Source organism: Thomasclavelia sp., from assembly GCF_017889095.1.
GTDB lineage: Bacteria > Bacillota_I > Bacilli_A > Erysipelotrichales > Coprobacillaceae > Thomasclavelia.
In genome coordinates this window covers 1-12406 of sequence record NZ_JAGHEW010000103.1, presented here as the reverse complement: position 1 = coordinate 12406, position 12406 = coordinate 1, and the positions used below count along the sequence as shown (strand labels likewise).

General features: G+C 29.4%; 13 protein-coding genes. 1 reads left to right on the top strand and 12 read right to left on the bottom strand.

The window, feature by feature from the left end; genetic code table 11:
* Together J7M77_RS04765 and J7M77_RS04760 are read right to left on the bottom strand one after the other, a co-directional pair.
* Positions 1 to 220 (bottom strand): hypothetical protein (locus J7M77_RS04765; RefSeq protein WP_296876541.1); only part of this gene is annotated, 220 nt, incomplete at its 3' end.
* A 442-nt stretch (positions 221 to 662) separates the two neighbouring features.
* Entirely contained in the window at positions 663 to 1400 is a 738-nt protein-coding gene (locus J7M77_RS04760; RefSeq protein WP_296876539.1) for an acyl-ACP thioesterase domain-containing protein, read from the bottom strand.
* A gap of 233 nt (positions 1401 to 1633) precedes the next feature.
* Here J7M77_RS04760 and J7M77_RS04755 point away from each other — a divergent pair, with 233 nt between their 5' ends.
* Positions 1634 to 2122, top strand: coding sequence for a hypothetical protein (locus J7M77_RS04755; protein ID WP_296876537.1), 489 nt, complete (start codon positions 1634 to 1636; stop codon positions 2120 to 2122).
* Positions 2123 to 2179: 57 nt separating this feature from the next.
* Here J7M77_RS04755 and J7M77_RS04750 read toward each other — a convergent pair whose 3' ends face one another.
* The 10 genes from J7M77_RS04750 to J7M77_RS04705 all read right to left on the bottom strand — a co-directional run bounded on the left by J7M77_RS04750 (position 2180) and on the right by J7M77_RS04705 (position 12048).
* Positions 2180 to 3703 (bottom strand): LTA synthase family protein, encoded by a 1524-nt coding sequence (locus tag J7M77_RS04750; RefSeq protein WP_296876535.1) that lies wholly within the window; start codon positions 3701 to 3703, stop codon positions 2180 to 2182.
* Positions 3704 to 3901: 198 nt separating this feature from the next.
* Positions 3902 to 4096, bottom strand: a complete 195-nt coding sequence (locus J7M77_RS04745) for a DUF951 domain-containing protein (protein ID WP_296876533.1) — start codon at positions 4094 to 4096, stop codon at positions 3902 to 3904.
* Positions 4074 to 4934, bottom strand: coding sequence for a bifunctional methylenetetrahydrofolate dehydrogenase/methenyltetrahydrofolate cyclohydrolase FolD (folD, locus tag J7M77_RS04740; RefSeq protein ID WP_296876531.1), 861 nt, complete (start codon positions 4932 to 4934; stop codon positions 4074 to 4076). Before folD ends, J7M77_RS04745 begins: the two co-directional genes overlap by 23 nt.
* 24 nt (positions 4935 to 4958) lie before the next feature.
* Entirely contained in the window at positions 4959 to 5939 is a 981-nt protein-coding gene (dusB, locus tag J7M77_RS04735; RefSeq protein ID WP_296876529.1) for a tRNA dihydrouridine synthase DusB, read from the bottom strand.
* Between the two features lie 212 nt (positions 5940 to 6151).
* Positions 6152 to 7333: an amidohydrolase family protein gene (locus J7M77_RS04730; protein ID WP_296876527.1), complete on the bottom strand. Its 1182-nt coding sequence runs from the start codon at positions 7331 to 7333 to the stop codon at positions 6152 to 6154.
* A gap of 14 nt (positions 7334 to 7347) precedes the next feature.
* On the bottom strand, positions 7348 to 8175 hold the full coding sequence (locus tag J7M77_RS04725) for a PTS system mannose/fructose/sorbose family transporter subunit IID (RefSeq protein WP_296876525.1): 828 nt from the start codon (positions 8173 to 8175) through the stop codon (positions 7348 to 7350).
* A complete protein-coding gene (locus tag J7M77_RS04720) occupies positions 8172 to 8978 on the bottom strand; it encodes a PTS sugar transporter subunit IIC (RefSeq protein ID WP_296876523.1) in 807 nt (268 codons plus the stop codon). Before J7M77_RS04720 ends, J7M77_RS04725 begins: the two co-directional genes overlap by 4 nt.
* 13 nt (positions 8979 to 8991) lie before the next feature.
* Complete coding sequence (locus J7M77_RS04715) at positions 8992 to 9483, bottom strand: PTS sugar transporter subunit IIB (protein ID WP_296876521.1); 492 nt, start codon at positions 9481 to 9483, stop codon at positions 8992 to 8994.
* A gap of 13 nt (positions 9484 to 9496) precedes the next feature.
* Positions 9497 to 9904: a hypothetical protein gene (locus tag J7M77_RS04710; RefSeq protein ID WP_296876519.1), complete on the bottom strand. Its 408-nt coding sequence runs from the start codon at positions 9902 to 9904 to the stop codon at positions 9497 to 9499.
* 137 nt (positions 9905 to 10041) lie between these two features.
* Positions 10042 to 12048, bottom strand: coding sequence for a helix-turn-helix domain-containing protein (locus J7M77_RS04705; RefSeq protein WP_296876517.1), 2007 nt, complete (start codon positions 12046 to 12048; stop codon positions 10042 to 10044).
* Between the last annotated feature and the right edge of the window lie 358 nt (positions 12049 to 12406).

The window sequence follows — 12406 nt, the reverse complement described above, 5'->3', positions numbered from 1 at the left end:
TACCACTGATTAAACCTTGCAAATCACTTTCTTGATGTTTTTTAACAACTTCTTTTTCTTCTTTTGTATCATTTACATTGTATTCTGGCTGATCACCTATAAAAATGTACAAACATGTTCCAATCAAACATAAAGCTACAATACCTGAAACAACACTAGTTGCAATTCTTTTACCTCTTGTCGACCAAAATATTCTTTTTAAATTTCTTTTTACTCCCATATGTGTCACTCCTTAAAATCATCTTAACGCAATAATTAATATCCGTCAATTAAATATTTACATATATCGATATTAAATTAATCACAACTTAAAATAATAAAAAATAAGTAAAATTGGGAGTTTTATTGAATTGCTGATTTTGATTTTAAACAACTAAAATCACATAATACTCATACTATATATAATATTTTAAACCAATAAAAAAAGACTTGATTAAGTCTAAAAAGTTTTACTATTAAATATTATTAAATAGATACTTTCTCAACAAAAGGGAAAAGCCCCTTTGGGACAAGGGACTTTAAATATCTGTATTCTATACGGGAAAACGAATACTATTATAGATATTTGGGACACAACTATAATAGCATATAATCAATAAAAATGTTTTCAAATAATGAAAATCTATTTTCATATTACGAAAATTTTTACATCCTAATAGTTATTAAAAACTTTCCAAATAACCACCAAATTCAAAATATTCAATTTGATCATCTAATGATTTAAAGACTACTTTTACATATTGATCATCAATATAACAATATATTTTAGCTACTGTTTCTGGTGGCATCTCCTGTTTAAAAAAGACACTAATCTCACTAAAATAGTGATCATTAAAAATCTTAAAGTCTAAAGCATCTAAGGCCCATTCAATATAACGACTATTATTCATATGTTGATTAACATCAACATCACTATATAAAACTTTACGTTCCATAACATATTCTAACTCTAAATCTTTTTTTATCTCATGATAGCTGTCAATTGAATATGAATAGTTTTTTATTTCCGGCATTGTTATGCCAGCTTTTTCCGGTTTCATGATCTTTCTATTTTTTAAATCAATAAAAGTCCACAATGAAAACATTGCGGCTATTTCTTCACCATTATTATCATCAATCCAGTAATTACGGACAAATTGAACTCGTTTGCGATTAGAAGCTCGGGTATTAAAAACTATTTTTTCATCAACTTTTATGGGCCGTTTTAAAATCATTGTTTCTTTTGATAAGACAAAACCATATTTACCAGCTAATTTAGGATTCCAAATTCCTACTTCAATCGCATTTTGAGTTGCTAGATCAGATAATTTTGAAAATAACGCAGAGATACGATAATTCCCCTTATGATCAACTTCTTGATTTTCAACTATTAATTCAAGCTTAGAAACAATATTTTCCATTCATATCCACTCCTTTATTATTTAATAAGTAAATGATAATACAAATATTTTAAATTGTATATAAAAGTGGTTAAATATTTTAACAAGAATTAGTCATTTTTTTATTATTTTATCTTTAAATTATTGAAAAATTATATCTTTTTATTAATTTTTTAGGATTTATGTGAAATTTTTATAGGCTTATCATCATTTTTTTAGTATAATATTATTAATTGAAAGAAGGAGTGTAATTAATGGATACAATTATGGCACTTTTACCAATTTTGGTATTCTTGGCATTACTTTGGTTTGTTTATACTAACATTTCATATGCAGTTACTTTATATCGTGCTAAGAAAAAAGATCATACATTAAAATTTTGTTTAAGTACCACTGGTAAATATTACTATATCGGTGTACTTGTCGTCTATTTTGTAATATTTATTATATGTGTAGTTTTGATGATTTTGGCATTATTAAATAATATTGACGACCTTTATACACCATTAAATTTATTGACTGTCATCACTATCTTTTTTAGTTTTCAAATGCAACAAGTTATTTTGGTGGGACATCGTCAAATGATGGTTGGACGTGTTAGTCTTGATTATCGTAAGATTAAACGGGTTACTTATCCTAAAGCTACTAAATTGCGTTTTGTTTATGGTCAAAAAACTTATGAAACTTCAATCAGATTTACTGATGATTTTCAATTGAAAAAAGCTTTACAAAAAGCAAGATAAAAATAAACTATTATAAAAACAAGACTTTTAAGTTAAGCCTTGTTTTTTATATACCTATTAATTATCTTTTTGAGTCACATGAACCTTTTTCTTAGATTCCTTTTTTCTTACTCCAACTAAATTAGACGAATAATAATCAGAGCTTTTTTTCACTTCTCGGTTTAGTTTTTTAAACCCATATTTTTCAATCAAGGTTTGTTTACCAGAAAATAAATTGACTCCTAGTCCTAATTGTTCACCTTCAATCTTAGCTCCTAACGAAGCTAGTATAGTTGGATAAAGATCAATTACCGAAAATTTTCTATTTTGATAGTGTTTTTTACTAAGTGGACTATTAATAATACAGTTATAAGGGGTACGAAAATAATCATGATCTAAATTTTTAAAGAACTTCTCAGACATACTATTATGATCACCAGTAATTACGATCGTTGTATTTGGATACCATGATTGTTTTTTACACCATTCAACAAAATCATTTACTTGTCTTGACTGACAGGCAATTACATTTGCGTACTGATTATCATATTCATTTTGACAATGAGAGCAGACATAGCCATCAGGTGTATGTGTATCAATTGTTTCCATAACAAAATTAAACGGTTGACCACTATTGGCTAACTTAGTAATATCCTCTTTTGCAAATTTAAATAATTTTGCATCTTCATAACCCCAAAAAACGAAATAATCTTTAGGAATTCTTTGCATATCCAATGCTGTATTGTAATCAGAAACAATATAATTACCATGCTGTTTATAAAAATTAGAAGTACAAGCAAAATTACTATCAGACCCCATCATCACTTCATTTACATAGCCATTTTTCTCTAATATTTCACCAATTGTATAAATTCCTGGAAAAAAGCATGAATCTTTATCATACGATTTTGCTGTAATTGGTAACAACAATGGAATCCCCGCTTCCTGACTTACAATTGAAGCTATCGTCCATTGGGTTCCTTCTAATGTATAACTGCCGCCAATTTTTTCTTGATGAGAAAAATTAATATTCTCTTTAGCCAATTTTTCTAGTTCAGGCATATATGACTTATTTTGCCCACCACCAGCATCTTTTGATAAATAAGAATTTTCGACCGATTCTAAATAAATATGAATTAAATTCCGCTTTTGATTTGGAAACGTAATCTTTACACTTCGCGGATCAACATATTCTTTTTCATACAAATCACTTTTTCTAATCATATCAAAAATATAACCAATAATTTGATAATTGCTGATTGCAACGATTAAACTAATAACAATCGCCATTATTCCTAATATATCTAAATTACCCAACAGAAAGTCATGTAATTTATTAAACGGCAATACAAAAGCTATCACAAGAGCAATTACCGTAATAATAAAACTTTGTGGTACTGTATGAATAAACCAGTCAGCATAAATACCATCATCGGTCCCATCCATCGGTACTTTAGAATGAAAGATCATTTGATTTAACGTTTTTACTGAGAAGGTTTGATTTCCCCATCTTATTGATGCCACAATCAATACTGCAATAAAAATCATTATTGCTCCTAATACCTCATTTAAAGTAAGTAATTCTAGCAATTTTTGTGTCATTATCATCAGTCCTTTTTAATTTCAAAACATTCTAACATAACTTTAATAAAAAAATAAAGCATTTTTATCGAATACCAAACTTTAACACAAACTAGGCTACTCTTTTAATATTAACTAAATATAAACAAATTGGCACTTACGTGCCAATATATATCAATAATGTTATCTAAATCATCATCTAAGATATCTTCATCCATCTTACTTTTCAATAACTTTCTTTAATTTCTTTTCAAATTCGCGACGTGATAACATTACTACCGCACCACATCCTAAGCATTTAATTTTAATATCAGCGCCCATTCGAATTATTTGCCATTGCATCGATTTTTTACATGGATGCTGTTTTTTCATTTCGACAATATCATTCAACTTATATTCCATTATTATCACCATTCCTTAAATAAAAAGCCTCAATTGTATTTTGCATCAACATCGTAATTGTCATTGGTCCAACCCCACCTGGTACTGGAGTAATTGCATAAACTAGATCTTTGACATCATCAAAATCCACATCACCACACAACTTATTGTTTTCGTTACGATTAATTCCAACATCCAAAACAACTGCCCCTTCTTTAATATATTCATGATTAAAGAAATTAGGCTTACCAATTGCAGCAATTAAAACATCAGCTCGTTTACACACTTTCTTTAAATCTTTAGTTTTGCTATGAGCGATCGTTACTGTCGCATTTTCATGCAAGCAAAGTAAACTAACTGGCTTTCCAACAATATTACTGCGCCCTACTACAACTACTTCTTTACCAGTCAAATCATAACCAATTTCTTTTAATAACACTAGCATCCCTTTTGGTGTACATGGTAATAAACTATGTTTACCAAAAAATAATTTAGCTACATTTTCAGGATGGAAACCATCAACATCTTTACTTGGATCAATTGCTTGTAAGACTTTATTTTCATTAATATGTTTAGGTAATGGCAACTGAACCAAGATACCGTCAACACTATCATCTTGATTTAAGTTTTCTATTTCATTAAGTAAATCAGTTTCACTTAGTGAAGCATCATATCTACAAACTAATGAATCTATCCCAATATAATTACACGCTTTATCCTTATTGCGAACATAAATTTGACTTGCCTGATCATCACCAACTAAAACAACCGCCAATTTAGGTACTCTAGGATATGTTTCTTTAATCCTAATAACTTCTTTTTTTAACTCATCTTTTATTTTAGCAGCAATCTCTTTACCACTTATAATCATCTGTAAACCTCCCTTGAATATTAATTATTTACAAGCATCCAAATAACTTTGATATTCAGTTAAAATCTGCTCTAATTCGCTCATCGTATTAATTTTAGATAATTCATTTTTTACTTTAGCCGAACCTTTAAGACCTTTAATATACCACGGTGCATGTCCACGCATCTGGAACATAGCAATTTTTTCTGGCTCAATTTTCATTAATCTTTTAGCATGGTTTAAACATTGTTCAATCTTTTCTTGATATGTTGGCTCAGGTAAAACTGTTCCGGTCTTTAATGATTCAACAATTTGTTTAATTAACCAGGGATTTCCTAAAGCTGCTCGCCCTACCATAATAGCATCAACATTTGTCAATGCAAACATATTTTTTGCATCTTCAACACTTTTAATATCACCATTTCCAATCACCGGAATAGAAACAGCTTCTTTAACCTGTTTAATAATTTGCCAATCAGCTTTTCCTTCATACATTTGAGAGCGGGTTCGCCCATGAATCGCTATTGCACTAGCTCCAGCCTGCTCAATCAATTTAGCCACTTCAACTGCATTAATATGCTGCTGATCAAAACCACTACGAATTTTTACAGTTACTGGTTTAGACACATTATCAACGATTCCCTTTACAATTTCATATATACGCTCAGGATATAATAATAATTTACTTCCAGCATCAGCTTTTAAAACCTTATTTACTGGACATCCCATATTAATATCAATAATATCACAATTAGAATTTTGATCAATGAACTTGGCTGCTTTAACCATTGTTGCCACTTCACCACCAAATAACTGAATACTTACAGGATGTTCACCTTCATCAATCTGTAACATTTCAATTGTTTTTTCATTTCCATAGCACAGCGCTTTATCACTAACCATTTCAGAATAAACTAATCCTGCACCAAATTCTTTGATAATCTTACGAAAAGCCATATTTGTAATGCCAGCCATCGGTGCCATTACTACTGGTGTTTCGATTTCTACATTTCCAATTTTAAACATTTCGCCACCTCATCGGTTATCTTATCAATAAATTAAAAAAAAATAAATATAAATGTATAAAATATTTTTCTTTATCCATAATATCACTAGATAACTTACCTTCCCCGCTATTTTCCTCCCCAAAAATAGATGTAAGTTATCTAGTTAGTTATATTCCTAAATATGTTGGTTTCCAACAAGACAAAAGAAAGGCTTCCCCTGCCTTTCTTTTTCTATTCGATTAAATTTTCTTTTAAAAACTCTGGATTAAACACATTTTGATCAACATTAACATCATAAACCAGTTTACCTTCACTAAAAGTCTTTAATACATCATAGTTATCATCAATAATTACCAAATCAGCATCATTACCAGCTTTTAATGAACCTTTATTTTTTATCCCATAAATATTACAAGCATTTAATGAACTCATTTTAACAACCTCTTCAATTGGTAAATGCAATTGTTCAACTAAATTTTTAATACCATAAATAATTCCCTTACTACTGCCACACAATCTACCAGTATCACTTAGCACAAATCCCTGTTTATCAACGTTAATATAATTAACACCTTCAATAAACGTCTTATATCTACCTACTGGAGCGCCTGCCATTGCTGTACAATCTGAAATCATCATAATTTGATGATGAGCTTTTACTTTTAAAATTATTGTTAGCATTTCTAAACAAATATGTAAGCCATCACATATTAATTCGCAATCTACTTTCTCATTTAATAAACAAGCTCCAAAAACACCAACATCACGATGATGTAATCCGGTCATTACATTTCCCAAATGAGTCGCAACACTAGCTCCAGCATTAATAGCAGCAATACTTTGTTTATAATTCATATCACTATGTGCTATCGCTACTTTAATTCCATTATCCACAAATAATTTCATTATTGGCTCAATTCCTGGTATCTCGGGTGCCAAAGCAACTAATCGCAATTTGCCTTTTCCATCTACGATCATTTTTTGTGCTGTTTCAATGCTTACTTTTTCTAAAGTCGTTTTTACTCCTTTTTCACCAACTCGATTTAACCATGGCCCTTCACTATGTATTCCTACGATTTTAGCGCCATCTACATCTTGATTAGAAAATTCTGCAATTTTTTTTATTAAATTAACTGAACAAGTTGGAAATACTGCTGTTACTCCTTGACTGGCAAGCCCTTTTAAATATCCCCTAATTCCAGCTTCATCAATTTCATCCATTAAGCTATATCCTTGAGTCCCATGATTATGGCAATCTACAATTCCAGGGATAATACGCATATTACCAACGTCCAAATCCGCTTGTAAATTGCGATCAGATAATGCAATCTCTTTAATTACTTTATTTTCAATAATAATATATCCATCAATAATTCCTTCTTCTGTTATTATTCGCTTAGACTTTATAATCATCATGATCCTCCTAACTAAAACACACCCACAAATGCTCCCAATAAAGAAACAATTAAAATTCCAATAATTAATTGAGTCGGGCGAATTCCTTTTTTAATCAACTTAATCAAAATAAACAATAATAACACACCAAGTAAACCTGGAAAAATAGAATTAATTATATCTAATAAAACAACTGAGGCACCTTCCATCTCAAACGATAATGCGAGGGGAACATTTACGGTCGTTGCCACCATACATCCAACCATCATCAATCCTAAAACTGATGCAGCTTTTGTCAATGCCTGCATTAATCCAGAATTAAAAACCTTATCAATAAATGATGTTCCTAAAGTATATCCTAAATATAACAAAATATATTTTAAGATTGATTGACTAATACCGTAGCCTAGAATAAAAATAATTGTTCCTAAAAAATTTCCTTGGGCACATAAACAAATTGCGACCCCAGCTGCAATAACTCGAAGACAGTTAAAAAACAAAGAATCAAACATTCCTGCCGTTGGTCCCATTAATGCTGCTTTGATACTATCGATTGTTAAACCATCTACAGTATTATTTTCATGATGTTCTTTTTCCATAGCATAACACAAACCGGCAATAAAATTAAATGCTACAGCATGAGTATTAAAAAAGTTTTGATGACGCAAAGCAGCTTCTTTTTTAGCCTCTAAATCATCTCCATAAATTTCATCTAGTGCTGGTGCCATTGTGGCACTAAAACCATTAGCCTCCATTTTAGCCATATTAAAAGATAAAAACACCAAATGTGATCGTAAAAACATTTTTCTCAATGTTTTCTTTTCTTGAGCTGTTAATTTATTATTACCTAGCATTTTCATACAAAGAAATCCTCCTCATCATTTGTTGCAGTAATTGATGTATTTAATAATTCATTTTTCAAATCAATAATTCTTTTTTCATTAAAGAATAAGGCAATTGCTATCGCTAAACCAATTATTGCAATCGGCAATGATGATAACTCTAAATAAGAAGATGCCATTACATATCCAACAAAGAAATAAATAATAATTTCTTTAGAATAAATCATTGTAGCAAGGATTGCAAAACCAACAGCTACCATCATACTTGAAGCTGCCTGTAATCCGGTCATTACCCAAGCAGGCATCACCGCTAGAGCATCATTTAATCCATTCACTCCATAAGCCATTGCTAAAAACATTACAATTACAACTGGTAGCGGCATGATAAACACAGAAAATAACAAGTTTTGAATTGTAAACTTTCTTGTATCTCCTTGACCAGCCAATTTTTCCCAATACGGTGATAATGATGCCCATAAAGGCGTAAACATTGCTTGAAATTGAGCAATAACAGTTCCAATCGGCAAAGCTAATGCCAGCCCTACTTCAACATCAGAACCAGTTAATACTGTTGAAGCAACTGCAATAATGCTTGCTGATAAACAATCAGCTGGAACACTGCCACCAATTGCAGAAATTCCCATAAAAATAGATTCTAAAGATGCTCCCATAATAATTCCCGTTTGAAAATCACCTAATATCAATCCTGTAATCGGGGCAACAACAATTGGTCGATTTAGACATTGCCAAGATAATAAATATGGATCTAATACATAAAATATCCAATATACCAATGTAATTATTAATGCGCTCTCTGCCATATTTCTTTCTCCTTTAACTAATAATATCTAATAATTTTTCTGGATTATCATCAGGAATTGTTTGATAGACTGTTTCAATCCCTAATGATGCAACTTCCTTTAATAACTCTAATTCTTCATCATAAGCATATAAATTTGGTCGATAAGCTGTTCTTTTTTGATTACTTTTTTTGGTAGCAAGCCGTCCATAATTTCCAATATTTATTAATGGAATTCCATCCACATTTTTTAAAACTACTAATAAGTCTTTTATTTCACTTACAATGACCAATACTTTCAATCGTTCCAAACGAGGATCTTGTAACAATTTAATCCCTGCTTTTACATCTTTAATAGCTACTTTAACTGTTGATGGTGCTGCCATCATCAATGATTTTTGAATCAACAAATTACTTGCAGCCTGATTATTAATGACAACAATCCGATCAACTCCAGTATGTCTTGACCATTTGATCGCCACTTGACCATGTATCAATCGTTCATCTAATCTTATTAATTTAATCACTTTTATCATCCTTTCAATCTTCAAAAAAATCATTTTCTTCTATTGGCTTTAAATCTACTATTGTTAATAATGTTCGACTATTCTCAACAATTTCTTCTAATTCCTCCCGACTAATTTTTTCTTTTAATACCAATTCTAAAACTAACGCTAGATTAATTCCCGTTACCAGCATCGTATTTGGCTTTTCTAAATAAAGACACATTGTTGCATTGACACTACCACCATATAAATCTGATAGCAAGATAACTTGATCGTCCTTTGATACCGTTGTATAGAAATTATCCAATGCTTCTTTAACTGATGTTTCATCTACATACGCATCAAAAATTGTAATTTTATCACTGTTGCCAATTAAAATATTTAACGAACTTTTCATTCCGCTTGCAAAATGTCCATGTGATGAAATAAATAACTTCAACATCCTATCGCCCCTTCCTTTTATACTTATATCTTAGTTTTTAAAGCTATTAATGAAAACGTATTTATTTGCACTAGTTTTCATAAAAAAATCTAATTTGCACTTTTCTAAGTGCAAAAAAACATCTGTAAAAACAGATGTTATCTACGAATAAAACTATCTTTAATTATTTTATTGAAAATATCATTATATGTTGTTTCAATATTTTCCATTAGACTTTCTAACTTTTCTGGCCGATGAAATAGAACCTGCATAATTTTATTAATTACCTTTAAATCAGTTATATTGGTGTTATTGTTTATTGATAAAACAATAATATATTTTACACTTTTTTCCTTATCCCAATACATTTTATTATTAGAACTATATATTTCAACAAACTCTTTTTTGGTAACTCGATAATCACACATTATTAATGCGGTACTGCTTTGTATGTTTAAATAACTGTATACCTTTTCACTATCAAGCAAAATCTTCTCTAACCGTATAGGTTCATTTGAAAACTTATAGCTTATTAGTTTAAACAATTGTAAATAACTATTACATTCAAAATTATCATCAATATTAGTAATTTTAATTAGTTTTTCAACTTGGCTGCGATCATAACCAGAGCTAAATACTTTTTCAAACAAATTAATCGTTGAATCGTCAATTTTTAATAAATTACAATTTAAAATATCGATTGGATAATAATTGAAGATTGAATCCGAATCTCCCAAACCAATATCATAATCACTAAAATTTATTTTACGCATTTCGTATTGATTAAACACATCCATATATTCAACATAACGATCAAATTTTTCTAAGATCATTTCTCGATAATTGCGTGTAATCACACGACCACCTAATGATAAAATCGCAATTCTTTTTTTATGATATTTATAATTTACTTTCTTTAAAATCAATTCAAACAATAATATAAATCGATTAGCAGTTACATCATTGAAATGAGTTTTTAATATTTCTCCAATTTTAAGCAAAACCTCTCTAGTCATTTCAATTGCTAATGGTGAAAACTCATAATCTGCAATTTCATAATAAGTTGATAAGCGATATTTATAGTTAGAATCAAACTCATTCAACATATAAATTTCATAAATTGAAGAAACAAAATCACTTTGATAACGTAAAAACAGCTCTTTTCGATATAAAGAATTGCCTATACCATCTAGATCATCTGTAAATATTTGATTATAAATTTTTCTTGCTTCACTAACATATTCAAAATTTACAGTTGCCATATCTTCCGTAACCATTAAATCAACATCTCGATATACTACTAAGGCCTTAGTAAAAGCACACAATTCATCTTCACCAATTTCAAGATCATCGTATAATCCCTTAATTTCAAAAACTTTCTTTGCAATTTGATATTCATATTGACCACGCATTAGATTTTTTAATTGTTCATCAAAAATAATAGTATAACCTTGTTTTATCCGATTTTTAGTTAAAACAATATATGTTGCCAATTTTTTAGTATTGATATCTTTAGCTATATAGGCACTATCCCTAATTATTTTTAAAAACTGATGGCGAATATCTTGATAATAATTAAAATCTTGATAAAACATTGTATCAAAAGCTACAATTGAATATATATCTGGTAAATCATGATATTGACTGCAAAATGTTTCAATCATAATAAAGCGAATATCATACTCATCACCTTGATAACTCAAACCTTTATTAGCTTTTGAAAATAAATTTAGATCATAAGTCTTAAAAAAATTAGTTACCCATACTAAATCATCCTTAATTGCAAATCTTGTTAAGTATAATTCATCCGCTAAATCATCAACTAAAACATGCTTGCTAGATAAGATTCTTTGAGTGATATATAAACGGCGTTTCATTTTTTCGACATTTGTATTTTTAAAAAAACTATATTCACTTCTTACTTTAGATGAAAAATCAATATATTTTTCTTTATCTAATATCTTAAATTCATATCCTTTAGCCTGATTGGCCACAATAAAACATACACCATCTTCCGATAACAATTCATTAATAATTGCAATATCTGATTTAATACTTCGTACACTTGTGGAAGTAAACTGTGCTAATTGTTTTGAGGTTGCTTTTGGTGCAATCACAATAAAATAATATAATATTGATAAATGCCTACTCAATGTTATTTTCACATTTTCCCTCCTTATTTCTAGTTTAAGCTAATTTTATTACAATTATACTATACTAAAATAATTTGGAAAACAAAAAAGAGGTCAATTTCGACCTCTTTCATTATCTACAAGTAAGACCAGCCGCTTCTTGTTCTTTGATAGTTTCATCCAAAGAAATATAAGCAACTTTATTACCATCAGCAGAAGTAATCACACCTGCATCAGCATACCTAATAGCTTCTTCATGTCTTCTTTCATTTCCTATTAAAAGACGATTATCACATATTTTTGTTTTAACTATTAGTATCAATAATATTTAATTATTTTATATTATCTACTTATTCTAAAATAATAAAATTATTTACAAGTAAGAAGAGCT